General features: G+C 71.4%; 20 protein-coding genes. 6 read left to right on the top strand and 14 right to left on the bottom strand.

The window, feature by feature from the left end:
- Positions 1-90 precede the first annotated feature (90 nt).
- Positions 91-1,014, top strand: a complete 924-nt coding sequence (locus tag OG897_RS28765) for an LLM class F420-dependent oxidoreductase (RefSeq protein WP_266661213.1) — start codon at positions 91-93, stop codon at positions 1,012-1,014.
- A gap of 260 nt (positions 1,015-1,274) precedes the next feature.
- Positions 1,275-1,418 (top strand): hypothetical protein, encoded by a 144-nt coding sequence (locus OG897_RS28760; protein WP_266661211.1) that lies wholly within the window; start codon positions 1,275-1,277, stop codon positions 1,416-1,418.
- 602 nt (positions 1,419-2,020) lie between these two features.
- On the opposite strand, the gene OG897_RS28755 is transcribed toward OG897_RS28760, so the two are convergent.
- Positions 2,021-2,923, bottom strand: coding sequence for a serine hydrolase (locus OG897_RS28755; protein ID WP_266662473.1), 903 nt, complete (start codon positions 2,921-2,923; stop codon positions 2,021-2,023).
- Positions 2,924-2,982: 59 nt separating this feature from the next.
- On the bottom strand, positions 2,983-4,005 hold the full coding sequence (locus OG897_RS28750) for a LysR family transcriptional regulator (RefSeq protein ID WP_266661209.1): 1,023 nt from the start codon (positions 4,003-4,005) through the stop codon (positions 2,983-2,985).
- A gap of 86 nt (positions 4,006-4,091) precedes the next feature.
- Here OG897_RS28750 and OG897_RS28745 point away from each other — a divergent pair, with 86 nt between their 5' ends.
- The 3 genes from OG897_RS28745 to OG897_RS28735 all read left to right on the top strand — a co-directional run bounded on the left by OG897_RS28745 (position 4,092) and on the right by OG897_RS28735 (position 7,753).
- Positions 4,092-5,696 (top strand): penicillin-binding transpeptidase domain-containing protein, encoded by a 1,605-nt coding sequence (locus OG897_RS28745; RefSeq protein ID WP_266661207.1) that lies wholly within the window; start codon positions 4,092-4,094, stop codon positions 5,694-5,696.
- Positions 5,697-5,898: 202 nt separating this feature from the next.
- A complete protein-coding gene (locus OG897_RS28740; RefSeq protein ID WP_266661205.1) occupies positions 5,899-7,059 on the top strand; it encodes an alkaline phosphatase PhoX in 1,161 nt (386 codons plus the stop codon).
- 100 nt (positions 7,060-7,159) lie between these two features.
- Complete coding sequence (locus OG897_RS28735; RefSeq protein ID WP_266661203.1) at positions 7,160-7,753, top strand: TetR/AcrR family transcriptional regulator; 594 nt, start codon at positions 7,160-7,162, stop codon at positions 7,751-7,753.
- 25 nt (positions 7,754-7,778) lie between these two features.
- Here OG897_RS28735 and OG897_RS28730 read toward each other — a convergent pair whose 3' ends face one another.
- The 10 genes from OG897_RS28730 to OG897_RS28685 form a co-directional block, all read right to left on the bottom strand.
- The gene (locus tag OG897_RS28730; protein WP_266661201.1) at positions 7,779-9,821 is read right to left on the bottom strand and encodes a discoidin domain-containing protein; all 2,043 of its coding nucleotides are present in this window, start codon (positions 9,819-9,821) and stop codon (positions 7,779-7,781) included.
- Positions 9,822-10,130: 309 nt separating this feature from the next.
- Entirely contained in the window at positions 10,131-12,101 is a 1,971-nt protein-coding gene (locus OG897_RS28725; protein WP_266662471.1) for a translation factor GTPase family protein, read from the bottom strand.
- A 291-nt stretch (positions 12,102-12,392) separates the two neighbouring features.
- Complete coding sequence (locus OG897_RS28720) at positions 12,393-13,064, bottom strand: SGNH/GDSL hydrolase family protein (protein WP_266661199.1); 672 nt, start codon at positions 13,062-13,064, stop codon at positions 12,393-12,395.
- 75 nt (positions 13,065-13,139) lie between these two features.
- Positions 13,140-14,051, bottom strand: coding sequence for a sugar phosphate isomerase/epimerase (locus OG897_RS28715; RefSeq protein WP_266661197.1), 912 nt, complete (start codon positions 14,049-14,051; stop codon positions 13,140-13,142).
- 90 nt (positions 14,052-14,141) lie between these two features.
- A complete protein-coding gene (locus OG897_RS28710) occupies positions 14,142-15,584 on the bottom strand; it encodes a polysaccharide lyase 6 family protein (protein ID WP_266661196.1) in 1,443 nt (480 codons plus the stop codon).
- Positions 15,585-15,692: 108 nt separating this feature from the next.
- A complete protein-coding gene (locus tag OG897_RS28705) occupies positions 15,693-17,126 on the bottom strand; it encodes a polysaccharide lyase 6 family protein (RefSeq protein ID WP_266661195.1) in 1,434 nt (477 codons plus the stop codon).
- Between the two features lie 34 nt (positions 17,127-17,160).
- The gene (locus tag OG897_RS28700; RefSeq protein WP_266661194.1) at positions 17,161-18,507 is read right to left on the bottom strand and encodes an alpha-L-fucosidase; all 1,347 of its coding nucleotides are present in this window, start codon (positions 18,505-18,507) and stop codon (positions 17,161-17,163) included.
- A 42-nt stretch (positions 18,508-18,549) separates the two neighbouring features.
- Positions 18,550-19,416 carry a carbohydrate ABC transporter permease gene (locus tag OG897_RS28695; protein ID WP_266661193.1) on the bottom strand — a complete coding sequence of 289 codons (867 nt, stop codon included), beginning with the start codon at positions 19,414-19,416 and terminating at the stop codon, positions 18,550-18,552.
- Positions 19,413-20,384, bottom strand: coding sequence for a carbohydrate ABC transporter permease (locus OG897_RS28690; protein WP_266661191.1), 972 nt, complete (start codon positions 20,382-20,384; stop codon positions 19,413-19,415). The genes OG897_RS28695 and OG897_RS28690 overlap by 4 nt, the downstream gene beginning before the upstream one ends.
- Entirely contained in the window at positions 20,381-21,709 is a 1,329-nt protein-coding gene (locus tag OG897_RS28685; RefSeq protein WP_266661189.1) for a sugar ABC transporter substrate-binding protein, read from the bottom strand. The genes OG897_RS28690 and OG897_RS28685 overlap by 4 nt, the downstream gene beginning before the upstream one ends.
- A 245-nt stretch (positions 21,710-21,954) precedes the next feature.
- On the opposite strand from OG897_RS28685, the gene OG897_RS28680 reads away from it, so the two are divergent.
- On the top strand, positions 21,955-22,965 hold the full coding sequence (locus OG897_RS28680; RefSeq protein ID WP_266661187.1) for a hydroxyacid dehydrogenase: 1,011 nt from the start codon (positions 21,955-21,957) through the stop codon (positions 22,963-22,965).
- Positions 22,966-22,973: 8 nt separating this feature from the next.
- Here OG897_RS28680 and OG897_RS28675 read toward each other — a convergent pair whose 3' ends face one another.
- Entirely contained in the window at positions 22,974-24,461 is a 1,488-nt protein-coding gene (locus tag OG897_RS28675) for an aldehyde dehydrogenase (NADP(+)) (protein WP_266661185.1), read from the bottom strand.
- Complete coding sequence (locus OG897_RS28670) at positions 24,458-25,624, bottom strand: hypothetical protein (RefSeq protein WP_266661184.1); 1,167 nt, start codon at positions 25,622-25,624, stop codon at positions 24,458-24,460. The genes OG897_RS28675 and OG897_RS28670 overlap by 4 nt, the downstream gene beginning before the upstream one ends.
- Position 25,625: the final 1 nt, after the last annotated feature.

Below are 25,625 nucleotides of genomic sequence, written 5' to 3'. Positions count from 1 at the left end.
CGGCGTGTGCCGGGCCGCGTACACACGAAAGACAAAGAGACGTAACACGAGAGCGGAATGCGCGGCCAACTCCCTTTCGTTTCTGCTGACATGACTACCGGAGTAGCGCTCAGCGCGACCGACGCCGAAAACCAGATCGATGCCACCGTGCAGCTCGCGCGCGAGGCCGAGGCCGCCGGACTGAAGTCGGCCTGGTTCGGACAGACCTTCGGTCCGGACTCACCCCAACTCGCGGCGATCGTGGGGCGGGAGGTGACAGGGCTGCACGTGGGCACCTCGGCGATTCCCGTCTTCGGCCGCCACCCGCTCCTGGTCTCCAGCCAGGCCCAGACCGCCCAGGCGGCCACGCACGGCCGGTACCACCTCGGGCTGGCGCTCGGCACCAAGCTGCTGACCGAGAAGGGCTTCGGCATCCCGTACGAACGGCCGATCGCGCGCCTTCGTGAATTCCTCACCGCACTGCGGCAGTTGACCGACACGGGCAACGCCGACTTCCACGGCGAGCTGCTCACCGCCACGACACCGATCTCCGCGCGCGTGCCGGGGGCCGAGGGCGGCGTGCCGTTGCTCGTGGCCGCGATGGGCCCCCAGGCGCTGCGGGTCAGCGGTGAGCTGGCGGACGGGATCCTGCCGTATCTGGCAGGGCCGCGCGCGCTGAGCGAGCACATCGTTCCGGCCGTCACCTCGGCGGCCGAGGCAGCGGGGCGGCCCGCGCCCCGGATCGTCGCCCTGGTGTACGGCGTGGTCACCGACGACGCGGACGCCGTACGGGAGAAGGCCGCCGAGCAGCTCTCGTTCTACGAGCAGTTCCCGTCCTACGCACGGGCCATCGAGCTCTCCGGGGGACAGCGGGCCGTCGACGTCGCGGTGATCGGCGACGAGGAGGAGGTCGCCGCCGAGGTGCGGCGCTACCGGGACGCCGGGGCGACGGAGGTGGTGTTCGCGGGCACGGAGATCGCCGGAGAGGCCGACCGCCGCCGCACCTGGGCACTGCTGGGGGAACTCGCCGGCTGAGGGGCGACGCCACGGCCGGGCGCGTACGCCTTGCGGACAGCCGACGCGCCCGGCCGACGCGCCCGGCCGTCCCGTACACCGGGGCGGCTGTCGCAGTACGGGTCAGCACGGAGCACCGTACGGGCCCGTCCAAACGCCGTAGAAGCAGCGCCGCCCCCGCGGACTTCAGCGCTTCGACTGCCGGTCCGCCGCAGCGGACTCCACAATGCTGCTACGGAAAGTGTGCGAGGCAGCACAGTACGGCCAGGGGGCGGCATTTCGTGCGCCGCAGGATCCAGTTCGTCTGGTACTACCAGATCGTCGAATCGCACAGTTGCGTACGCACCTTGGGCACGTACTTCACCAGGACGGCCTCGCTGGGCCTGCGTTACAACGAGGCCGCGCTGCGGCGGCGTCCGGTGTGAGGCTCGCGTCCGGCGCGGCGGAGGCGTCGGACGACACCGAAGCGTCCGGCTGGAGGAAAGAGGGGGAAGTGCCTTCGGAGGGCGGGGTGTTGGTGCCTCCGGTGCCGCCGGAGGCTGGGGGCGGGCTGGGCGCACGGTGTCCTGTCGGGTGGCTGCCGCTCCCCGGGGAGGGATGCCGGTTGATCCGCCAGCTCCCCCGACCCAGGAAGGGGTTGCCTGACGCTCCGCCCTCCCCGGTCGGCCGGTTGCCGTTGGTCTCGCCCCTGGTCGGCGGCGGAGTGCCTCCGAACCGCCGCGTGACTCCGGGCGGCAGCCCCCTGATGCGGTTCCTCACCCACTGAACCGGCCCGTTGCCGATCCCCCAGAAGGCACGCCCCGCACCCGCTCCGGCCGCGCGCCCTCGTCCCGTCCCCGTCCCCGTCCTCCAGCCATCGCGCCCACTTCATCGCCGTGCGACTCCACCTTCCCCAAGTGTCGTGAGGCCGGGGCGAGTCGTCACGGGGTGCACTCCCCGACGCCGCGAACGCCACGCGCGTACACCCGTGTCCGCCGGACGTCGGACGCCGGACGCCCACCGGGTACCGAACGTCCGCCGGACCTGCTCATGCCCCTCGTCGCGGCGGCACGCGCAGGGATTCCACCGCGAGGCGGGCCGCCGTACCGATGGCCGCGTCGGCCGCGGGCTGGTTCGCGGCCGTGCGGGCGGCGCGGGTGAAGACCGCGACGGCGTAGCGTCCGCCGTCCGGGTACTCGACGACGCCCACCTCGTGGCGGAGCGTCGGCAGCGTGCCCGTCTTGCCCGCCACTCGTACGTCGTCGAAGGGGAAGCCGGACGCCAGCCGGTGCGGCCAGACCTGATGGGCGAGCACGGACCGCAGTTCGGCCGCGCCCTCGGGCGCGCACGCCTCGTCGTGCCAGACGGCGGCGAGCAGCCGGGTCAGCTCGCGCGGGGTGCTGCGGTTCGTGCGCTCGGGGTCCAAGACGCGCAGGCGGGCGGTCAGGCCGGGGTCCACCAGCAGGCGCGCCTGGTCTCCGCCACAGTCCTCGTCGATCGCGGTGAGCAGGTCGCGCCCGGTGTGGACGGCCACGGTGCGGGTCAGCCCGAGTGCGGCCATGGCCCGGTTCACGCCGTCCAGGCCGACCCGGTCGTAGAGCACGTCCGCCGCCGCGTTGTCGCTGACCGTGAGGGCGAGGGCGAGCAGGTCCCGCAGCGACATGCGGACCGGGTCGCGGAGCATGGCCACGCCCGTGCCTCCGGCAGTACGGCCGTGGACCGGGACCTCGACCTGTTCCTTCGGGTCGAGGTGCCCGGCGTCGGCGAGCCGCCGTACCGCCACGGCCAGGCAGAGCTTGTGCGTACTGGCGGTGCTGACCAGGGCGTCGGCGCCGATCCCCACCTCCGCGCCGCTGTCCAGGTCGAGCGCGTGCAGCTGGCCCGTGACGCCCGCGTCCGCGAACACCGCGCGCAGCCGGGCGCGCACCGCGCCGGTCGCCGCCCCGCTCATGGCGCTCCTACCGCTCACAGCGCTCCTACCGCCCATGCCGCTCGTGCCGCTCATACCGCTCATACCGTGAATCCCAGGCGCGGGACCGGCGCCCAGGGGCGCCCTGCCGCGACGGTCTGTGCCACCGGGATCATTCCTCCGTACTCGGCCAACGCCTCTTCCACCACCGCAGCGAACAGTTCCACCGCCGGGTCGCCCTGGCGGCTGCGCAGCCAGGCCGCCGACAACCGCTCCAGGAGCGGTGCCCCGGCAAGCGCGCGCCACACCGCTCCGGCGGGCACCTCGCGCTCGCGCGGGGCGAAGGCGACGGCGGTACCGGACAGCACCATGCCGGTGACGAACGCGGGATCGCGGCCGGCGATCACCGTACCGGGTTCGAAACCGTGCCTGCGGCAGGTGGCGAGGATCTCGTCGTGCAGTGCGGGCCCGGACTGCCGGGGGAAGAGCACCAGGTCACGGCCGGTGAGTTCGGCGAGCGCCAGCTGTCCTGCCGGACCGGTGCTGGTGCTGGTGCTGGTGCTGGTGCTGGTGCTGGTGCCAGTGTCGGTGCCGGTGCCGGTGCCGTCGTCCGGGACGACCACCCCGAGAGGGCGGCACATCACCTCGCCCAGCGCGAGGCCCGCCACGTCCACCGGGTGCCGCAGCACTCCGGCGTCCAGGCTCCCGGCCGCCAGTTCCGCCAACTGCGCCTGGGCGCCCCGTTCCCGCAGTTCGAGGCGGACTCCCGGCGAGCCCTCGCGGAACCCGCCCACCAGCGCGGCGACCACCGCACTGTCCAACTCGGGCGGCACCGCGGCCCGCAGCAGCCCTGCCGCTCCGCTGCGCACCCTGGCCGCCGTCCCCTCCAGGGCGTCGGCCCGCTCCAGCAGCGGCCGGGCCTCGGCGAGCACCAGCCGACCGCCCTCGGTCAGTTCCGCTCCCCGGCTGGTGCGGTCGAAGAGTCTGACCCCGAACTCCTTCTCCAGTCGCTGGATGCGCTGCGACAGCGACGGCTGCGCCATCCCGAGGCGTGCCGCGGCCCGCCCGAAGTGCTGTTCCTCAGCGACCACCACGAAGTACCGCACGTGCTTGATGAGGTCCATGAACAGGCATCATAGTCATTTCGGTATGGAGATCATCGGCATAGGACTGTTGGACGCCGACGCGCTGCGACTGTTTCGATCGCCCCATGTCCGACACGAGACGCGCCGCGAGGCGGCGCCCCTTCCTGCTCCTCGTCCTCGTCCTGGTGCTGGTCGCCGGTGCGGGCACCGCCGCCTGGCGGCTGCTGCTCCAGGGCGAGGAGAAAGACGCGCGGGCCGTGGCCGTCGACGCCTTCCTCGACGCGTGGGCGTCCGGCGACGCACCGGCGGCCGGGCGCGCCACCAGTGACCCGGCCCGGGCCACCGCCCGGCTGACCGCCCACGCCAAGGACCTGCCCGGTGCGCGCTTCGAGCTACGGCGAGGCGAACGGGACGGCGGGCGAAGCAGCGGACGGGACGGCGACCTCTACCCGTTCCGCGTCACCCTGCACCTGAAGGGCGGCGACCGCTTCACGTACGACTCCGTCGCGCCCCTCGTGCGTACGGGCGACGACTGGCGGGTGGCCTGGAGCCCGGCGGTCGTGCACCCACGGCTCACCGACGGCAGCAAGCTCGCGGCGACGACCGAGTCCCGGCGCGCGGAGATCTTGTCCGCCGACGGCACCCCGCTGGACGGGCTCGCCCCGGCCCTGGTCGGCGCGCCGGGCACCAGCGGCCTGCACTACCGCTACGAGAAGCAGTTGGCCGGGCGGGCGGCGTCGGGCGTGGCCATCGTGGGCACCAGCACCGGCCGCACCCTGGCCACCCTGCACACCTCGAAGGGCGACGGTGGCAGTCCCGTACGCACCACTCTCGACAAGTCGACCCAGAAGGCCGCCGAGGCCGCGCTGCGCGGGCTGTCGAAGAACGCGGCGATCGTGGCGGTCCGGCCCAGCACGGGCGAGATCGTGGCCGCCGCCGACAATCCGCCCACCGGCGAGAACCGGGCGCTGCGCGGCCAGTACCCGCCCGGCTCGGACTTCAAGGTGGTCACGGCCGCGGCGCTGATCGGCGGCGGGATGAGCACGAGCACACCCACGCCGTGCCCGAAGTACGTGACCGTCAACGGGCAGAGGTTCGAGAACCAGGATCTGTTCGAGCTTCCCGAGGGGGCCACGTTCGCCGACGACTTCGCCCACTCCTGCAACACGGGCATCATCGCGCAACGCGACCGGCTGACTCCGAGTTCGCTCACGGACACCGCGAAGGCGTTCGGCATCGGGCAGAGCTGGGACGTCGGCGCGGTGACGTTCGACGGCTCGGTGCCGGTGGCCACCAGCGCCAACGACCAGGCCGCGGCGATGATCGGGCAGGGCCGGGTGCAGGCCAGCCCCCTCGTCATGGCCTCGGTGGCGGCGACCGTCAAGGACGGCACGTTCCGGCAGCCGGTGCTCGTGCCCGCCGCCGTGAAGCAGCGGGCGAAGGCCCCGGTGCGGCTGGAGCCCCCGGTCGCCTCCCAACTCCGCACGCTGATGCGGGCGGTGGTGACCGAGGGCTCCGGCAAGGCGCTGCGCGGCATGAGCGGGGAACCCGGCGCGAAGACGGGCACGGCCGAGTACGGCGACGCGACTCCGCCGCGTACGCACGCGTGGTTCATCGGCTACCGGGGCGACCTGGCCTTCGCGGTGCTGATCGAGGACGGCGGCTCGGGCGGCAAGGACGCGGGGCCGGTGGCGGCGGCGTTCCTGAAGGGGGTGGAGGAGCGGCGATGAGGGGGGACGGAACGCCTGGGTGACGTACCGTCAGAACACGCGTGTGCTAGGCGCATTCGCGTCCGCGCAGCCACGGCGCACGCGTCGCCCGGGACACGCGTGCGCGCTCTTCCCCGCCCGTTCAGCGGGCGTTGCCGCGCCGTCCATCCCGGAACCCTACGTTCTGCCTGCCAACCGGCCCCGGAACCTGGAGTGATCGCTCATGGAACGCCGTACCTTCCTGCGCGCCGCCGTCATCGGCTCGTCCGCGACCGCCTTCAGCGGCTCCCTGTGGCTGGGCGCCGCCCACGCCGATCCCGCACAGCCGGGCGCAGGACCGTACGGGTCCTTGGGCGCGGCCGACGCGAACGGCGTGCAACTGCCGTCCGGGTTCCAGAGCCGCGTGGTGGCCCGCTCCGGCCAGAAGGTGGCGGGAACGTCGTACACCTGGCACCCGGCCCCCGACGGCGGCGCCTGCTACGCGGACGGAACGGGGTGGATCTACGTCTCCAACTCGGAGGTCAACCCGTCCGGGGGTGCGGGCGCGATCCGCTTCTCGTCGACCGGTGCGATCACCGGGGCCCACCGCATCCTCTCCTCCACCCGGCAGAACTGCGCGGGCGGCAAGACCCCGTGGAACACGTGGCTGTCCTGTGAGGAGGTCGACCGGGGGTACGTCTTCGAAACGGACCCGTGGGGTGTGAAGGCGGCCGTGCGGAGAGACGCCATGGGCCGGTTCAAGCACGAGGCGGCCGCCGCCGACCCGGATCGCAAGGTCGTCTACCTCACCGAGGACGTCACCGACGGGTGCTTCTACCGCTTCACCCCCACCACCTGGGGCAATCTGGCCTCGGGCCAGCTGGAAGTACTGAAGATGGGCTCCGGCACCAGCGGCCCGGTCACCTGGGCCAAGGTCCCCGACCCGTCCGGCGCGTCCCAGTCCACCCGCTCCCAGGTGTCCGGCGCGAAGCGCTTCAACGGCGGTGAGGGCTGCTACTACGCGGACGGCGTCTGCTACTTCACGACCAAGGGCGACAACCGGGTCTGGCGGTACGACGCCGCCGCTTCCACCCTCGACCTGGTCTACGACGACTCGCTGGTGACCGGCGGGAGCGCCCCGCTGACCGGCGTCGACAACGTCACCGGCAGCGCTTCCGGCGACCTGTTCGTCGCGGAGGACGGCGGCTCCATGGACATCTGCGTGATCACCCGGGAGAACGTGGTGACCCCGTTCCTGCGCCTCACCGGCCAGTCCGGTTCGGAGATCACGGGCCCTGCCTTCTCCCCGGACGGCACCCGCCTCTACTTCTCCAGCCAGCGCGGCACGAGCGGCAGTTCCTCCGGCGGCATCACCTACGAGGTGACGGGCCCCTTCCGCAGCTGACCGACGCCTTCCTGCCCACCTCGCCTTGGCCTGACGGCACCGCGCGGCCCCGATCAGCGTGCATCAGTATGCTGGCGCCGGTCAGGGGGAGGGGAACGCCATGGGACGGCTGCCGGCGGCACAGCGGCGGAGACAACTGGTCGAGGCGGCGATCCGGGTGATGGCCCGGGACGGCGTCGCGAAGACCACGACGCGGTCCGTCGTGGCGGAGGCCGGGGTCTCGCTGAGCGTCTTCCACTACTGCTTCGGCTCCAAGCAGGAGTTGCTGGAGGCGGTGATGGACACCATCTCCGAGCACTCCGAGTCGGACGTCCTGGCCCGGCTGACCCGCAAGTCCACGCTGCGCGAGACGATCCGGGCCGGCTTGCAGGCGTACTGGGACCACGTGCTGGCCCATCCCGGCGAGCACATGCTGACGTACGAACTCACCCAGTACGCCCTGCGGGAGCCCGGCTACGAGCATCTGGCCCGGCGGCAGTACGAGCGCTACCTCAGCGCCCACACCACGGTGCTCCGTCAGCTCCCCGCCCTTCTGGGCGTGGAGCTGACGGTGCCCGAGCCGACAGCCGCCCGGTATCTGGCCGCGCTGACGGACGGGCTCACCCTCACCTTCCTCGTCCTGGGCGACGAGGCGAGGGCCGCCGACGTGCTGGACACCGTCGCGGACCAGATCCTGCTGCTGGTACGGGAGTGATCCGCCGGGTCCTCACGGGGGTCGGCTAGCGGGCGTAGACCGCGGCCTCCCGCAGCGAGTAGCCGTACTTGGTGGCCCGTGCCGTGCCGTGCACCCGGACGTACCGTGCCTGTACGGGGGTGAACACGGCGGTGTCCAGGGCGCCGTCCGCGTTGTCCGTGGACCACACGGTCCGCCAGGCGGTCCCGTCGTCCGAGACCTCGATCCGGTAGCCCCGCGCGGAGGCGGACTCCCAGTCGAGGGAGACCCGGCCGACCGTGCGGGCGGCGCCCAGGTCGATGTTCAGCCACTGGTCGTCGGACCAGTCGCTGGCCCACCTGGTGCCGTTGTCGCCGTCCACGGCCCGCCCGGCGGCGTAGCTGGTGAACGGGTTCCACTCCGTCGAACTGGCGCTCGCCGGGGCACCGGAGGCGAGGTTCGCCCCGGCCTGGTGGCGTTCGGTCGCCCCCCAGGTGGTGAGGTAGGACTCCGCGCCGTTCATCAGGTCCTGCACGGTGTCCTGGCCGCCGCTGAGCCGGATCTGCTCGATCCAGTCGGGCACCGTACCGGCGTGGGCGGCACCGTCGGTGTTGATGTCCCAGACGCGTTCGCCGGTGCGCTGGCGGTCGAGGACGGAGCCGCCGTCGGCGCTGCGGTAGGGGTAGGTGACCGCGTTGGGAGCGTCCGGGCCGACCGGTCCAGGCCAGCCGCCGACGCCGTTCATGTCGGTGCCGTAGCCGAGTCCGACGCCGTACTTCTGGCGCAGCGGCCTGGTGCCCGCGGACTCCTTGGCGAAGCCGTCGGCGCCGGACATGTACGACGCCTTGAAGCCGCCGAGGCGGTAGAGGCGTTCCAGCCAGCTGTCGTCCATCCAGCTGTGGCTGGAGAGCACGCCCGGGTAGGCGGCGGACTCCAGCAGGTCCAGGGTGCGCGAAGCCGCCTTGACGCTCATGTGGTCGAGTTCGAGCATCATGTTGCGTTTCATCAGGCCCTTGACGGCGTACTCGCCGAGGCCGGTGAGTCCTCGGACGTTGCACTTGCCGCCGTTGTCGGCGGGCACCTTGACGCCCGCGGGCAGCAGTTTGGTCACCTCGGCGGGGGCCGGGACGTTGCCGGAGGGGTTGTCCTGCTGCGGTCCCGCGCACTGCTCGGTGCGCCAGAAGGTGCCGGTGGACAGGAACTGGCCGATGTTGACGGCTGTTCCGATGGTGCCGTTGTCCATCCGCACCCCGCAGAGCGCGTTGTCGAACTTGTGGCACAGGAACATGCTGCTGACGCCCAGCTTCTTCAGCTCGTCCAGGCCGCGGTCGATGTCGTCCTTGCCGCACTGGGCGACGTCGAGGATCTGCTTGCAGCCGAAGGGCTCCGAGGTCTCCACGCCGAGCACCACCGCGAGCTTGCCCTGCGCGGCCACCTGGCGGGCCTGGGCGGAGTCGGTGACGATGCGGAAGAAGCCCTTGCCTGGACCGCCGTACAGCTTGTCGACGTACGCCTGCATCTCGTAGGTCTTGCGGGCCTGGAGACGGATGGAGTCCATCTCGTCGCAGCCCCGGTCGCGGGCGTAGATCGAGCACAGCAGGCCGTTGGAGACCAGGTCGTTGACCAGCACCCGCTGGCCGCCGCGCCAGGCGCGCTCCAGCCAGGCGTAGTAGTTCTGCTGGTGGCTGAGGGAGTCGTGGGCGGGCCAGTCCTTGAACGTGGGCCAGCCGACCGGGTCGTGGTGGCCGTCCGCGCCGCCGGTGACGTTCTCGAAGAGGGCGAGCGCGCCGTCGGGGTAGTGCTCGGGGCAGTCCTTGAGGGCGTCGGTGACGCCCGCCTCGGAGAACGGCTTGCCGCAGATGATGCGGCCGCCGAAGCCCTCGTTGGACATCACGTGGTTGTGCGCGTCGACGAAGCCCCGGACCTTGCCCTGGGCGTCGGTGCCCTTGAAGGGTTCGCCGGTGACGTTGAGCTGCGAGTCGGCGGCGGGCCGGGCGGTGGGCTCCCACCACGGCGTGTCGGCACCGGCGGCCGGTGGGGAGGCCATGCCGAGGGCCAGCAGGAGGGTGAGTACAGCGGCGAAGAGGCCGCGTCTGCGAAGGAGGGTCATCCGGGCTGCCTTCGGTCCGGGATGGGCACGCGCACAACTTACCCGCGCGTAGGTCCCGACGAGAATGGCGTGGTCCTGACAGTCAGTCAAGAGTCCGGGACAGATGACCTGTTCGGCGTTTCGCGCCGTCGCGCGGGGACGGCACACAGCGCCCACGACCGTCGAACCGGAACGACACGCGACGCCCACGACCGTCGCACCGGAACGACACGCGACGCCCACGACCGTCGCACCGGAACGGCACACGACGCCCACGAACGGCTCCCGGGCGTCGCGTGCCGTCCGGGAGCGGGCTCGGGCGGGCGGGGTTCACACCCGGCGCAGGACGTGCAGCAGGTACTCCTCGCGGTGCAGCGGGTTGTGGTCGGTGCGCGGCCGGGCCGGGGGCCGTCGCGCGCCCGGCACCGGCCGGTGACGGGCGAAGGAGGACTCCCACAGCCCCTCTCCGCCGGTGAGGCCGGGAAGCCCGCGTTCCAGCACGTCGACGGAGGCCGCCGGGATCTCCCCGGTCAGCAGGCACCCGTACCGCTCGATCCTCGGTGGCGCCGGTACCGCACGCAGCCGGGCCAGCAGCGGCAGGATCTGGCCGAGCGCTCCTGCGGGGACTTCGAGGCGGAACTCGTGCACCGGCTCGTGCACCGTCGTCGTGGCGCTGCGCAGGGCCGTCATGAGGACCAGTGGGGTGAGGCGGCGGAAGTCCGCGGCGGTGCTCGTGACGGAGCAGAAACCGGAGTGCGTGAGCGTGACGGCGCAGTCGCTCACCTGCCAGCCGTACAGGCCCTGTTGGAGGGTCCGGCGGACGGTGTCCTCCACGGCGCGCAGGAACGCGTGGGGCATCGACCCGAGTTCGACACCGAGCCGGTAGTCCACGCCGCTGCCCTCCGGCCCAGGCTCCACGCGCAGTCCGACGGTCGCGACGAAGGGGTTCCCGCCCTCCCCTCTCATTTCGTGTGCCTGTCCGCAGCCGCTGACGCGCTCTTCGTGGAGGGTGGTCGTCGCGGAGAACGAGACGGGGATCGCGTACTCCTCGGCGAGCGTCGTCGCGATGACCTCCTTCTGCACCTCCCCGTACAGCGAGACGGAGACCTCGCGCCGGATCTCGTCGTGCCGCAGCCCGATCAGCGGGTCCTGCTCGGCGAGTTGTACGAGTGCGGTGTGCAGCGCACGGCGGTCACCGGGACGGACCGGCGCGACGACGGTCTCCAGGGTGGGCGGGGCGAAGTTTTGGCCCGCCGTCGTACGCGGGCCGCTCTCGCCCACCGTGTCGCCCACGCGTACGTCGACGAGGCCGAGCAACTGGCCGATCCGACCGGCCGGGACCGTGTCGGAGCGGGCACAGGTGCCCTCGGTGAACACCCGCACCCCGGTCACCCTGCCCTCGCGGGTCTCGCCCCGGCCCTGCCGGAGGGTCACGTGGTCGCGTACCCGCACCGTTCCGTCGAACAGCCTGACGTACGCGGTCCGTTGCCCGGACTCGCCCCGCTCGACCTTGAAGACCGTGCCCGACACCGGCCCTTCGGGGTCTCCCCCGGCGCGCGGCAGCAGTTCCCTGATGCCCTGGGCGAGGGCGTCGATGCCGGCGCCCGTGGCGGCCGAGCCGAAGAACACCGGGTGGATCCGGGCCTGTCGGGTCTGCCGTACGAGTTCCTGGCGCAGCCGGGTGGACGGCAGGGGGTGCGGCAGGGCGTCCAGGTACGCCGCCAGCACGGTGTCGTCCTGTTCGGCGAGGCACTGGCCGAGGCGGTCGGCGAAGGCCGTGTCCGCGTCCGTGTCCCCGTCCGTGTCCCCGTCCCCGTCCGCGTACGGATGGAAGGAGGCGGTGGGCAGGCCCGCGTCACGCACCGCTCCCAGGGGGGCGAGGGCGGGGGTGAGCCGCTCGCCGAGGGAGCGGAGCAGGCCGGTCTCCTCGGCGCCCCTGCGGTCGATCTTGTTGACGAAGATCAGGGTCGGGATGCGCAGCCGTCGCAGGGTGCGCATCAGGACCCGGGTCTGCGCCTGGACGCCCTCGACCGCCGACACCACCAGGACGGCACCGTCGAGTACGCCGAGTACCCGTTCCACCTCGGCGATGAAGTCGGGGTGTCCGGGGGTGTCGATGAGGTTGACCGTACGGCCGTCGAGCGCGAACGACACGACGGCGGACTTGATGGTGATCCCGCGTCGGCGCTCCAGCGCGAGGCTGTCGGTGTGGGTGCTTCCCGCGTCCACGCTGCCGAGCTCGTCGACGACACCGGCGAAGTGCAGGAGCCGTTCGGTCAGGCTCGTCTTGCCCGCGTCCACATGGGCCAGGATGCCCAGGTTGAGGACGTCAGAGGCGGTCGGGGAGGAGACGGGGCGCGTGTGGGTGCGGGCGCCCGTCGATGCGTGCTGCTTCGTGTACACAGACAATCCGGTTCTCTGAAGTGGTGGGAATGACCTTCGGAGGGAACGCGGAGAGTCGGCGCATGTGATGTCTCCTTGCGGGGGGTACGGAGGCGGGTGGTACGGATTGCTTGCCGCACGATGCAGCAGGCGGGCCGGAGGCGCAACCGAATTAGGGTGCGCGGGACCGGGCGGGCGGCGTGACGGGCGCTACCGGCGCGGGGCCGGGGTGCGGGCATCGACCTCGGTGAGCCAGGCGTCGGCGATCAGCCGGTGGCCGAGAGGGCTCGGGTGGACGCCGTCCGGGGCCAGTTCCGCCGCCTCCCGTTCCTGTGCCGCGCGGCGCAGGGCGAGGTCCGCGCGGACCACCTGGGCCCCGTTGTCCCGAGCCGCTCGCAGGACGGCGTCGGTACGGGGCAGCAGGTCGTCGAACCAGTCCTCCTGCTCCGGGGTGACGGGCAGCAGGAAGGGGGTGATGACGACGAGCCGTGCGCCGAGGGTCTCCGTGGTGCCCTTCAGCAGGCGGTCGAGGCACGCTTCGAACTCGTCGACGGGGCTGGGGAGTTGACTGTCGTATCGCCGCCAGGTGTCGTTGATTCCGATCTTGACCGTGACCACGGTGGGCCGGAGAGCGGTGACGTCGGTGGTCCAGCGGGATTCGAGGTCGTACACACGATTGCCGTTGAGTCCCTTGTTGATGATCCGGGGGGCGCGGCCCGGGGCGGAAACGGGACCGGGACCGGCGGTCGCCCGGTCGCGCAGGGTCCGCGCGATCTCGTGGACGTATCCGTCGCCGAGCGAGGTGGCGACTGTCCGGTCGCGGCCCGCGTCGGTGATGGAGTCGCCGATGAACAGGAGCGTGTCGTCCGCGTTGATGTGCATGTCTGCCGTCCTGGTGTCGGGTGAGGGGCGCGTGTGAGAGACGAGGCGATCGTCGCTCTGTCGCGTGCCGGTCGGCTACGGCTGGCGCGTCGGTCGTCGTCCTGCGAGTCGCCGCAGCGTCGCGGCCTCGCGCCCCAGCACGGCGGGATCGTCGCCGGGTACGAACTCCAGCAGCGCCTCGACGCCCCGGCCGTTCAGCAGGCGGAGGGCAGCGGTCCACAGGCCCTCGCGTTCGGCCAGCCGCAGCCTGCTGTTGCCCGGCCACCACGAGAAGGCGTGCACGGCGGTGACCCGGTCGCCGAGCTCGGCGAGTCCGGACAGTGCTTCCTCGTCGGGGACGTCGAGCGGCGGCTGCCAGTAGGTGCGGACGGTGTCCGAGTCCACCTCGTCCAGCAGCCGGACAGTCGAGGCGACGGTGTCGGTGAGCGTCCCCCGGTGGAACTCCGGTGCGAGCTCCAGTCCGTGGTCAGCGGCGATCCGGGCCGCCTCCCGCAGACAGGCCACGGTCGTGTGCCGCTCGTCCGGCGCGGTGGCCTCCGATCCGGTCGTGCCCGCCCAGACCCGTATCCTCGGCGCTCCGAGGATGACCGCGGCCCGGGCGACAGCGGGGAATTCGGTCAGTTCGCCCGGGGTGGCGCGGAAGTACGAACCGTACGAGCAGCAGGCGAGCCCGGACCGGTCGGACACCTCACGGACCGCGCGGACGGTGTCGGGTTCCCCCGGTGGCGCGTGCACGTCCGCTCCCCACTCGACCACCTCCAGGCCCGCGGCCTCGGCGCACCGCGCGACCTCGGCGGCGGGCAGCCGACGGAAGGTGACCGAGCACAGGCCGAGCCTGGTCGCGCCGCTGCCGGTACCGGACGGCGGACGGCTCGGGGCATCGTCCGCCACGCTGCGCCTCTTCTCCCCGGTGACATCCTCGGTGACGTCTTCGGTGAGGTCTTCGGTGACAACCTGCGTGACGTTCTCGGTGACGTCCTCGTCCACTCCACTGCCTTCCTGCCGTTGTCGTGCGACTCGCGTGGGCCACCCGGTGACGGGGCGGACGGATCGGGCCGCCCCGTCACCGGGCGCCGGTCATGCCGCGTTCGGGCCCACGTCCGCAGCCGTGAGGGGGTGCCGGAGAGCGGGAGCCGTCGCGTACTCGTCGGCGCCGATGTCGCGCACGCTGCCCCGCTGGTCCCCGTCGATGTCGTCGGCCACACCCGGGCTCCCCCACGTGGCCGCGCCGATCGCCGGGCTGCCCGACGACAGTCGCAGGACGCCGTCCTGGCCCCGGACGAGCCGGGGATCGGCCCGGGTGAAGCCGCCGGACGGGATGTTGCCGTTGGCGGCGCCGCCCCAGAGCATGTTGGTCTGCCAGGTGAAGCGGGTGGTGGCTCCCATCGCGACGAGGCTGCCGGAGTCGCCGACCAGCAGGTTGTCGGCGACGACCACGTCCTGCGGTGCGTACGTCCGGTTCTCGCCCACGAGCGTCTTGGCGTTGTTCAGCAGGGAGTTGTGCACGATCACCACGCGGTCGCAGGCATCGTTCCCCCTCCTTTCGTCCTCCGTCTCGCCCGAGTTGTGGTCACGGGTGGATCCGCTGCCGATCACCAGAGCGTTGTCCGACATCCCGCTGACGTGGTTGTTGACGATCAGGTGGTCGTTTCCGTAGAGGCGTATGCCGTCCTTGCCGTCGATCAGGTAGTTGCCCTCCACCCGGGTGCGGTTGCCGTGCCGCAGCACGATCCCGCCTCGGCTGTCGCGGACGGTGTTGTACCGGACGGTGTTGTCCGAGGACTTCACCGAGATCGCCTCGGGGTCCCCGTCGCAACGGTCGAACAGGTTGTACTCCACGACGGCTTTGGCACCGGACAGCGCCCGGCCACTGGAGCCGAGCCGGATCGGCTCTCCGCCGTTGTCCCCCGTGAAGCTGTGGTCGGAGAAGTGGTTCTTGAAGATGTGTACGTTCTGGGCCATCTCGGTCTTGCGGGAGCTGTCGGCGAGAGGCCCCTCGACCACGAGGAAGACGCCGAGGGTGGTCTTGCCGTGGAAGTGGTTCCTGTCGATCTTCGTGCTGTCCCCCCGCACGACGACCCAGTCCTTGTCGCCGGTGTCCGCGAACTGGAAGTCGTTGCGGGTCAGTCGGATCGACGAGCAGCTTTCGGGTATCTCCATCCTGGTGCTCTGCCGGAAGGCGAAGCCGCTGATGGTGATGTTGCTCGCGTTGCTGAGGGCGAAGCCGCGTTGACCGCGCAGGACGACACCGCCCCGGCTCTTCGCGACGATGGTGATGGGCGCGGCGGCGGTGCCGTTCTTGCCGGAGACGGTGATCGCACTGCCCGACGGCACGGTGTAGGTGCCGTCGGCGACGACGATCCGGTCACCGGGTGCGGCACTGTTGATCGCGCTCTGGAGTGCGGCCAGGGAGGCCACCGGTATGTCGGCCGCCGATGCGCTCCCCGACAGCGAGGTGGTGAGGGGCACTGCGGTGAGTGCTGCGACCGCTGTGCTTCTGAGGAACGTGCGTCGTTGCATGCTGCCTCCTGGGGCAGTTGAGGATGTGCCGACAGGCCCCGGCCCTCCGGGACACGCGTACGAGCAGCTACGGAGATACGCGTACGAGCAGGTACGGAACGGGTGCGCTCAGCGCGCCTGAGGGCCGACGTCCGCCGGGGTCAACGGCCCGCGCCTCGGTGCCCGACGGGAGTACTCGTCCGCGCCGACGTCCCGGGCCCAGCCGCGTAGCTGCCCGTCGATGTCGCGGGTGACGGGCGGCCGCCGGAGGGTTCCGGCGTTGATCGCCGGGCTGTCGGCGGCCGGTCGCAGGACGCCGCCCGCACCCCTCACCAGCTTCGGGTCGATACGGGTGCCGCCGGTGGCGGGGAGGTTGCCGTCGGCGGCCCCGCCCCACAGGAGGTTCCCCGACCAGGTGAAACGTACGGTGTTCGCCATCGCGACCAGCTGGCCCGAGTCCGCGACGAGCAGGTTGTCGGCGACGGTGACGTCCCTCGGTTCGTGCGGGCGGTGGCTCTCCCCGGAGAGCGTGCCCTGGTTGTTCACCAGGGTGTTGTACGCGATGAGGACCCGGTCGGGGGCGTCGTTGCCCCGGCGCTCCGCGGGCGTCTCGCCGGGCACGTGGTCGCGCGCCGAACCGCTGCCGATCACCAGGGCGCGGCCGGACAGACCGGCGATGTGGTTGTTGACGATCACGTGGTCGTCGCCGTAGATCCGCACGCCTTCCGTGCCGTCGATCAGGTAGTTGCCCTCCACCCGGGTGCGGTTGCCGTGCCGCAGCACGATGCCGCCGAGGCTGTCGCGGACGGTGTTGTACCGGACGGTGTTGTCCGAGGACTTCACCGAGATCGCCTCGGGGTCCCCGTCGCAGCGTTCGAACAGGTTGTACTCCACGACCGCGTGGGCCCCGGACAGCGCACGGGGGCTGACGCCGAGCCGGATCGGCTCGCCGCCGTTGGACCCGGCGAAGCTGTGGTCGGAGAAGTGGTTGCGGTGCACGTGGACGCGCTGGGCCATCTCCGCCTCGCCCGCGCCCTCGATCCCGAGGTAGATGCCGAGCGTGCTCTTGCCGTGGAAGTGGTTGTGGTCGACCTCGCTGTCGTCCGCGCGCACCATCACCCAGTGCAGGCCCTCGATGTCGGCGAGCTGGAAGTCGTTGCGGGTGAGCCTGATGTGCGAGCAGTCCGGGGGGAGGTCCAGGGTGCTGCTCTGGCGGAAGGAGAAGCCGCTGAGGGTGATGTGGTGGGACGCCTGGAGGACGAAGCTCCGCTCGCCGTTCAGCACGACGCCGCCGGGGGTCCGGGCGGCGACGGTCACGGGGGCGTGCCGGGTGCCCCGCTTGTTCCGGATGGTGAGGGGCCGGTCCGAGGGGACGGTGTAGGTGCCGTCGGCCACCACGATCCTCTCCCCCGGGCGGGCCCGGTCGATCGCGGTCTGGAGTTCGTCCAGTGAGCCGACGGTCGCCGGGGCCGCCGTCGCGCTCGCGGTCGGCGGTCCTACGAGGGGGGCGGCGGCCAGTGCCGCACCTGTCGCGGTGCCTATGAGGAACGTGCGTCGTTGCATGATGCCTCCGTGGGCTGGTGGTTCGAGGTCGGGCTCAGCCGTCGGCCCGGTCGGCCGAGGGGTCCAGGAACAGTTCGATGACGGGTACGGGGGTGTCGGGACGCCGGACCGGGATCTGGAGGGTGAGCGTCCCGGCGGGCTGTCCGCCCATCTCGGTGTTGACCGCGGGCCGGTCCGGGTCGATGTGGACCCGGATGATCTCGGACGCGTCGTTCAGCAGCTGGGCGTGGCGCACCCGCCCCGCCAGGCCCGGCAGGTGCAGGTGGCGCGGCGGCCAGGCGAAGAGGTGGACGTAGAGCCGGTCGCCGCGCTGGGTGTACCGGCATTCGGCGGGGGCGGTGTACGGGGACGGGCCGCAGCCTCGGACCGACCTCTCGTGCAGCTCCGTCCACCGGCTGATCTCGCCGAGGACCGAGGCATCGCGGGGGTCGAGGTCGCCGCGCCCGGTGGGGCCCACGTTGAGGAGCAGGTTGCCGCCCTTGGACACACCGTCGACGAGCATCCGTATCAGCAGGTCGGCACTCTTGTGGTCGAGGTTGTCGCGGTCGTAGCCCCAGCTCCCGTTGAGCGTCTGGCACGCCTCCCAGAGCACGGGGCGGCCGTCCTGGGTCATCGGTCCTGAGGGCTGGTACTGCTCGGGGGTGACGAAGTCGCCGGGGAGTCCGGTCCTGTCGTTGACGAGGACGTGCGGCTGGAGTTCGCGGACCGTCTCCAGGAGTTTCGGGGAGTCCCAGTCGTCGGGCCCCTTGCCGCCCCACCAGGTGCGTCCGGCGTACGAGAAGTCGAAGAACAGGTAGTCGACACGGCCGAACGAGGTGAGCAGTTCGCGGACCTGGCCGTGCAGGTAGCGCTGGTAGTCGCGGATGTCCCGGTCGGCGTGCCGGGCCTTGAACTCCTCGTCGTCGCGCTGCGGGTGGGTGCCGTCCACGGGGAAGGACGGGTGGTGCCAGTCGATGAGCGAGTAGTAGAGGCCGACCTTGAGCCCTTCGGCGCGGCACGCCTCGACGAACGGGCCGACGAGATCGTGGCCGTACGGGGTGTTGGTGACCTTGTACGCGGTGAGGGCGCTGTCCCACAGGCAGAAGCCGTCGTGGTGCTTGGCGGTCAGGACGACGTACCGCATGCCCGCCGCCTTGGCCGACCTGGCCCACTGGACCGGGTCGTAGCGGTCCGGGTCGAAGTGGTCGAAGTAGACCTGGTACTGGTCGTCGGTCAGCTTCTCCCGGCTCTTGACCCACTCGTGCCGTGCGGCGAGGGAGTAGAGGCCCCAGTGGACGAACATGCCGAACCGGGCGTGGGTGAACCAGGACGTGTCCGGGGCTTCCGCGTTGGCCGGGGCCTCGGACGGGCGGGCCGACGGAGTGTCGGTGTGCGGGGGCATGGGGGATCGCTCCTTGTCGCAGGGGGTGGTGGAGGTGCGGCGTCAGCCCTTCAGCGCGCCGGAGGACAGACCGCTGACGAAGGAGCGCTGGAAGAACAGGAAGACGATCACGGACGGCAACAGGGCGAGGAGGGCCGCGGCCATCACCACGCCGGGCGTGACGTCCGGGTCGATCCGCAGGGTCCGCAGTGCCAGCGGGAGCGTGTAGGAGGAGGCGTCGACGGAGACGAGGAGGGGCAGCAGGTACTGGTCCCAGATCATGGTGAAGCCGAAGACTCCGATGACGCCCAGGGCGGGCTTGCACATCGGCAGGATGATCTGGAAGAAGATGCGCAGATCACCGGCGCCGTCGATGCGGGCGGCCTCCTCCAGTTCCCGGGGCACGTCCTTCATGAACTCGGTCATCACGAGGATGGAGAATCCCCAGGCGCCCAGCGGGACGATCATTCCGGCCAGGGTGCCGATGAGGTTGACGTGGAGGAGCGGCAGGTCGGAGAGGATCAGGGACAGCGGGAGGGCCAGGATCTCCTCGGGCAGCATCAGCGTCGCCAGGATGGCGACGAGCACCAGTGTCATCCCGGGGAAGACCTTCCTGGCCAGCGCGTATCCGGCCAGGACGGACACGGCGACCTGGAGCAGCAGCCCGAAGCCGACCACGAAGAACGAGTTCAGCAGGTACGCGAGCACGCCCTGGTCGAAGGCGACCGTGAAGTTGTCGAGGGTGACTCCCGAGGGAATGACACTCAGCTGCGTCGGGTCCTTGACATGGCCGAAGGCGCTGACGAGCAGGGCCAGCAGCGGCCCGGCGAAGACGATAAGGACCAGGAGGTAGACGACGGCCTTGAGGGCCCGTCCGCCGGGGCTGCGGCTCTCGGTCAGGCCGAGTGCGGTCTCGGTCGGCGCGCTCATTTGCTTTCCCTCCGCCGCAGCAGTTGGACGACGACGGTCAGGATCAGCGTCGCGACGAACAGGAGGACGGCTCCCGCCGCGCCGACGCCGAGCCGGTTCTGTTCCAGTCCGAGTTTGTAGATGAGGGTCATGACAACCTCGGTGGACCCGTCGGGCCCTCCGTTGGTGAGCAGGAACACCTCGGTGAACACCCGCAGTCCGCGGATCGCAGCGAGGATGAAGAGGATCGAGAACACCGAGCGCAGTCCGGGCACGGTCACGTACCGGATCCGCTGCCACCGGGACGCGCCGTCGACCTTGGCGGCCTCGTACAGACCCCGGTCCACGCCCGTCAGACCGGCGAGGAAGATCATCATGTCGTAGGGGGCGCCCCGCCAGATGCCGGTGAGCATGATGGAGGCCATCGACGTGTCGGGGTCGTTGATGAACCCCGAGGGGCCGAACCCCACCAGTCCGAGCAGGGAGTTGAGCATCCCGTCCTCGGTCGGGTGGTACATGATCCGCCACAGTTCGGCGACGACCGCGATGGGCACCACCACCGGCAGGAACGCGGCGGAGCGTACGAATCCCAGGCGGCGGCTCTGCCCTTCCATCAGGAGCGCCAGGGCGAGGCCGAGGGCCATCGACCCCGCGGTCTGCCCGGCGGCGAGGACGACGGTGTGCCAGGCGGCCTCGCGGAAGCCGGAGGACTGGAGCACCGTGGTGTAGTTCTCGGTGCCGACCCACGTGTTCCCCAGGTAGGGCTGAACCTCCTGGAAGGACATGGTCAGTGCGCTGACCATGGGGATGAACTTGAAGTACAGGAAGAGCAGCAGGGCGGGGGCGAGGAACAGCCAGGGCGTCCACCGCCGTCCCGATCTGCCGCCGTTCCTCCGGCGGCCGACGGCCCCCGCGCCCCGGCGGCCTGCTGTGCGGGTGGCGGGGCCCGGTGCGGGGGGAGCGGCAGGACCGGCCTGGTCGAGGCTCATGACGCGGCGATCCCCTGCTCCTTGAGGATGCCCGCGAGCTGCTTGTCGAGCTCACCGAGCTTGGCCTGGAGGTCCAGGCCGCAGTCGGCCATCAGGGCGTTCACGGTGTCCGCCGTGGCCTGCCGCACCGGGGTCCAGTTCGGGATGGACGGGGCGTAGCGCCCGGAGGCCAGGTACACCTCGGCGTAGGTCTTCCAGCGGGGGTCGGGGCGGACCTGGGAGATGTTCACCGTCTTGTTGACGGGGAGCTGGACGACGAAGCCGGTGTCGCCCTCCATCCCGACCTTCTGGCCCTGGGCGGAGATGGCGAAGTCGACGAAGGCGTCCTGCCCTGCCCTGTTCTCGGAGCCCGCCATCAGGTAGACGGAGCCGCCCTCGGCGAGGACGGTGGCGTCCTTCGGTCCCTTGGGCATCGGCACGACCTCGTACGTGTCCTTGCCGAGGGTCTCGTCGAATCGCGGCAGCAGGTACGGGCCGACGACGAACATGCCGGTCTTGCCCGCCTCGAAGGTCTCGTTCGTCGGCGGGGTGTCCATGGTCACGGAACCCGGCTGGACGGACTTGTCCTTGCAGCCGAGGTCGCGGAACCACCGCATGGCCTCGACGGACGCCTTGCTGGTCATCGCCGGTCTGTACGTGCCCTTGCCGGACTCGGTGATGAAGTCCCCGCCCGCGGCCCACAGGAAGTTGGAGAAGTACCAGGAGGCGTAGCCGCGCTTGGTGGAGAGCGGGGCGGCGAGTCCCGCGGTGTTCTGCTTGCCGTCGCCGTCGGGGTCCTGGGTGGTGAACGCCTTGGCCATCGCGGCGAAGTCGTCCCAGGTGCGCGGGGCGTCGAGCTTCAGCTTCTGCCGCCAGTCCTTGCGGATGAGCAGCGCGGACGCCTGCGCCGAGTACGGCAGTGCGTACTGCTTGCCCTGCACGCTCTTGCCGGAGTCCAGCCCCTGGCCGATCAGGTCCTTGCTGTTCTTGATCTTGCTCAGGTCGATCTCCCGGAGCAGGCCCTGGCTGTGCATCGCCCCGAGCTGCGTCACGTCGTTCATGACGATGTCGGGGAGCTTCTTCTGCGCGGCACGCTGCTGGAGCTTGGTCTCGAAGTCGTCGAAGATGGCCGTGATCTTGACCTTGTGGCCGGTGGCCTTCTCGAAGGCTTGGGCGAGCCTGAGCGTTCCCTGCTCGCCAGGTCCGCCGGGTTTCGTCCTGGTCCAGAGTTCCAGCGTGGCGTGGGGGTCCTGCTTGGCATCCACTCCAGCGGGCCCGGACGTACAGCTGGTGAGGACCAGTGCCGAGGCGAGAAAGCCCGCACCGATCCATCGCGATCTCCGCATGACAACTCCTGTTTCGCCTCTGCCCAGTTGGCCTAGAAAGCGCTTGCTCGGACGGTAACGGTGTCCGAATCAGCGGTCAACAGTCCGATGAATATGAAGTTTCCTGCGGTTCAGCGAGAGGCCAAGTGGACACACTTCCCCGCAAGATCCCAGAAAGCCGACGGCTAGATCCGGGCAGTGACATTCCATAGATCCGATGTATGGTCCGACGGGCCGCCAGTGAACAGACAGAGGAGAGACCCGACATGAACGAACCGGCCACCGCACCGACAGCCCTGCTGGTCATGGAGGAGGAACGCCGGGCGGACGTCTACCCGCCCGAGGTACTGGCCGGGATCGACCGGCTGGTGACCTGGCAGGGGCCGCCCCTCACCCGGCGGCGACTCGACGAGGACCCTTCCGTGCTCAACCGGGTCGACGTCCTGCTCACGGGGTGGGGCGCGCCCGTCCTGGACGCCGCCCTCCTGGCACACGCCCCTCGGCTGCGGGCCGTCCTCGTCGCGGCGGGATCCGTACGGCACCTGACCACGCCCGCCTTCTGGGAGCGCGGCATACCGATCGTCTCCGCGGCCTCGGCCAACGCCGTCCCGGTGGCGGAGTTCGCCCTCGCCCACATCCTCCTCGGGCTGAAGCAGGTGCACCGCATCGCGCGGGACACGGCGAGCAGCCGCCGCTTCGCACACGACCCCGCGGTGCCGGGCGCCTACCGGTCGCGGGTGGGCCTGTTGGGGCTCGGGCACATCGGGCGGCTCGTCGCGGCCCACCTCGCCCGCTTCGACGTCGAGGTCTGGGCCACGGACCCCGTCGCCTCCCCGGAGTCCGCCCGGCAGGCGGGTGTGCGGCTCATCGGTATCGAGGAACTCTTCGCCACCTGCCACGTCGTCAGCCTCCACGCACCGCTGCTGCCCGAGACCAGGGGCACGGTCGGGGCACGGCTGCTGAACTCCCTCGGTCCTGGTGCGACTCTGATCAACACCGCGCGGGGCGCCCTCGTCGACGAGACGGCCGCGGTGGAGGTGCTGCGCGCCAGGCCCGACCTCACCGCCGTACTCGATGTCACCCACCCGGAGCCTCCGGCCCACGACTCGCCACTCTTCGACCTTCCCAACGTCGTCCTGACGCCCCACATCGGCGGCGCCATGGGCGCCGAACGCAACCGCCTCGGCCTGCTCGTGCTCGACGAACTGAGCCGCCTCGTCCGGGGCCTGCCGCTCCAGCACGCCATCGACCCTGCCCACGCCGCCTCACTGGCCTGAGCCGCAGGTCACTCCGTACGACCTGATCCGCAGGACAGGCCCTGGCGGCGACCGTCCGTACGGCGCGGAAGCTGCCACGGGTTGTCGTCGCGCAGGGCGTCCGGGAGCAGCGCGTCCGGGAAGCCCTGCCAGGCGACGGGCCGCAGGAAGCGCCCGACGGCGGCGGTGCCCACGGAGGTCGACGTCGGCGCGGTGGTCGCCGGGTACGGCCCGCCGTGCTGCTGCGCCCAGCTGACGGTGACTCCGGTCGGCCACTCGTTCCACAGCAGCCGGCCCGCCCGCCCGACGAGCGGGGGCAGCACGGAGCGCACCAGCTCGGCCTCGCTCTCCTCGCCCTGCACGGTCGCGGTGAGTCCCGGCTCCAGAACGTCGAGCAGGCGCACCAGCTCGGCCGGGTCGGCGTAGCTGACCACCAGAGACGCAGGGCCGAAGCATTCCTGGCGCACTTCCTCGCCCGCCGCCAGGAACTGCTTGCCGCTGATGCTCAGCAGGGCCGGAGTGCACCCCCTGCCGTCCTGTACGGACTCCACCAGCGTCTCGACACCCGGCACCGCACGGATCCCGGAGAGCACGCGGGTGTAGCCCTCCGCGACGCGCTCGTTCAGCATCGGCTGGGCGGCTACGGCCGAGACGGCCGCCTTCAGCGTGCCGTCGAGGCCGTGGCCCTCCGGCAGGAAGAGCAGGCCGGGCTTGGTGCAGAACTGACCGGCGCCCAGGGTGAACGAGCCCACGTACGCCTTCGCGACGGCCTCACCGCGCGCGGCGAGGGCACCCGGTGTGACGACGACCGGGTTGACGCTGCCGAGTTCGCCGTAGAACGGGATCGGGTACGGGCGGCTGTTCGCGATGTCGAACAGGGCGCGCCCGCCCGGCACCGAGCCGGTGAACGAAGCCGCCGCGATCCGCTCGTCACGCAGTGCCGTGACACCGACGTCGACTCCGTGGACGACCGCGAAGATCCCCTCCGGCGCTCCGGCGGCGACCAGCGCCTCGTACACCAACGAACCTGTCCGGTCGGACAGTCGCGGATGCCCCGGGTGTGCCTTGAGTACGACCGGGCAGCCTGCGGCCAGCGCGGACGCCGTGTCCCCGCCCGCGACGCTGAAGGCGAACGGGAAGTTTCCCGCTGCGAACACCAGCACCGGGCCGATCGGGACGAGGAGCCGTCGGATGTCGGGGCGCGGGCCCATCGGCCACGCGGCGTCCGCGTGGTCGATCGTCGCTCCGAGGACGTGCCCGTCGTCGAGCTCACCGGCGAACAGGCGCAGTTGGAACGTCGTCCTGGCGAGCTCGCCCGTCAGGCGCGGGGCGGACGGCAGGTGCGTCTCGGCGGCCGCCAGCGCGACGAGTTCCCCGGTCGCGTCGTCGAGTGCGTCGGCCACGGCGGTCAGCCAGGCCGCACGCTCGGCGGGGGTCGAGGCGGCTGCCGGTCGGGCCGCCGCCGCAGCACCGGTCAGCACGCGTTCCAAGGTGGCGGAATCGGTGTCCTGGGTCATGGGTCCTTCCTTCGCGAAGCGTGCGCCGCGCCCGTCGCGGCGCACATGTCCTGATGGCGGCCGGGACCGGCCAGCCCGAGGTGGTAGAGGTGCAGCTCACCGGCACCGGCCTCGGCCAGTTCCGTGACGTGGGCGGACAGGTCGGGAACCGGGCTCGCCGCCACCGCGGTCACGTAGCTGCCGACGTCCACGGTGTGCGGGAGCTGCCGTCGGGCCTGTGTGACGGCGTCGGCACCGGCTTTGCCGGGCGCCCAGTTCGGCAGCACCACGGCGTCGACGTCGGCGGCCGTGGCAGGGGTCAGCCCGGGGAGGGCCCCGGTCGCCCAGGGGTCGGGCGAGCCGTGCAGGACGACCCTGGTGCCGGGTCCGATCGCGGCGAGCACACCGCGCCGGAGCCGGTCGGTGCCCCGCTGCCGGGTTTCGAGGATCGTGGTCCTCAGCCTGTCGGGCAGTGCGTCCCCGGTGGCGGAGGGACCGGCGCTGTCCATCAGGCGGCGGACCTCGGTCCGCAGGGCGTCGCGGACGTCTTCGGGAAGCGCACCGGACGCGGCCCAGCCGTCGGCGCAGGCCGTACAGCAGCACACCGACAGCAGCCGTGCGACGGCGGGAGACCAGACCCCGTCGGTCTTCTCGTGCTGGTGCTGGTGCACCGCGCCGAGTTGGCCACAGGCTTCGAGGACCACCGATGCGAGGTCGAGCCCCGCCAGGCACTCCTCGGTCAGCGTCGCCGCGTACGACCGGACCGCCGGCTGCGACGGGCACAGGGCCCAGGGGTAGCTCTCGCCGAAACAGTTGCGTACGGCGTACTGCGGGAACTCCGCGCCCAGCCGGGAGTTGTGGGTGAGCACGATCCACGCGGCGGCGGGCACCCCGGCCGCGTTCAGCACGCGGACGGCGTCTCCGGCACTGTCGTGAGCCGGAGCCCAGTCCGGTACGGCCGGACGCAACGCGGCGGCGCGCCAGGCTCGCTCCCGTACCGGACGGTAGAGCGCGGCGTGCCGGGCGAGCACCGACGTTCCCGTACGGGACCAGGGGGTGGCGGCGCGGGCGCTGTGGTAGGCCACGGCGACGGCCACTTCGTCGATCCGGAGGTCCCGTACCCGGTCCACGAAACCGGGTGCGTCGAGGACGTCCCACGGATAGGCGTAACCGACTACGCGCACC

The organism is Streptomyces sp. NBC_00237 (assembly GCF_026342435.1).
Taxonomy (GTDB): domain Bacteria; phylum Actinomycetota; class Actinomycetes; order Streptomycetales; family Streptomycetaceae; genus Streptomyces.
Note: the sequence above shows the minus strand (reverse complement) of the source record. Positions and strands in the feature narration are given on the sequence as shown.

Bases quoted from the DNA above. Each gene is read 5' to 3' on its own strand.
- OG897_RS28675 (WP_266661185.1), bottom strand. From the start codon at position 24,461: ATGACCCAGGACACCGATTCCGCCACCTTGGAACGCGTGCTGACCGGT.
- OG897_RS28740 (WP_266661205.1), top strand. From the start codon at position 5,899: ATGGAACGCCGTACCTTCCTGCGCGCCGCCGTCATCGGCTCGTCCGCG.
- OG897_RS28730 (WP_266661201.1), bottom strand. From the start codon at position 9,821: ATGACCCTCCTTCGCAGACGCGGCCTCTTCGCCGCTGTACTCACCCTC.
- OG897_RS28745 (WP_266661207.1), top strand. From the start codon at position 4,092: ATGTCCGACACGAGACGCGCCGCGAGGCGGCGCCCCTTCCTGCTCCTC.
- OG897_RS28710 (WP_266661196.1), bottom strand. From the start codon at position 15,584: ATGCAACGACGCACGTTCCTCAGAAGCACAGCGGTCGCAGCACTCACC.
- OG897_RS28720 (WP_266661199.1), bottom strand. From the start codon at position 13,064: ATGCACATCAACGCGGACGACACGCTCCTGTTCATCGGCGACTCCATC.
- OG897_RS28750 (WP_266661209.1), bottom strand. From the start codon at position 4,005: ATGGACCTCATCAAGCACGTGCGGTACTTCGTGGTGGTCGCTGAGGAA.
- OG897_RS28700 (WP_266661194.1), bottom strand. From the start codon at position 18,507: ATGCCCCCGCACACCGACACTCCGTCGGCCCGCCCGTCCGAGGCCCCG.
- OG897_RS28765 (WP_266661213.1), top strand. From the start codon at position 91: ATGACTACCGGAGTAGCGCTCAGCGCGACCGACGCCGAAAACCAGATC.
- OG897_RS28685 (WP_266661189.1), bottom strand. From the start codon at position 21,709: ATGCGGAGATCGCGATGGATCGGTGCGGGCTTTCTCGCCTCGGCACTG.
- OG897_RS28695 (WP_266661193.1), bottom strand. From the start codon at position 19,416: ATGAGCGCGCCGACCGAGACCGCACTCGGCCTGACCGAGAGCCGCAGC.
- OG897_RS28705 (WP_266661195.1), bottom strand. From the start codon at position 17,126: ATGCAACGACGCACGTTCCTCATAGGCACCGCGACAGGTGCGGCACTG.
- OG897_RS28755 (WP_266662473.1), bottom strand. From the start codon at position 2,923: ATGAGCGGGGCGGCGACCGGCGCGGTGCGCGCCCGGCTGCGCGCGGTG.
- OG897_RS28735 (WP_266661203.1), top strand. From the start codon at position 7,160: ATGGGACGGCTGCCGGCGGCACAGCGGCGGAGACAACTGGTCGAGGCG.
- OG897_RS28680 (WP_266661187.1), top strand. From the start codon at position 21,955: ATGAACGAACCGGCCACCGCACCGACAGCCCTGCTGGTCATGGAGGAG.
- OG897_RS28690 (WP_266661191.1), bottom strand. From the start codon at position 20,384: ATGAGCCTCGACCAGGCCGGTCCTGCCGCTCCCCCCGCACCGGGCCCC.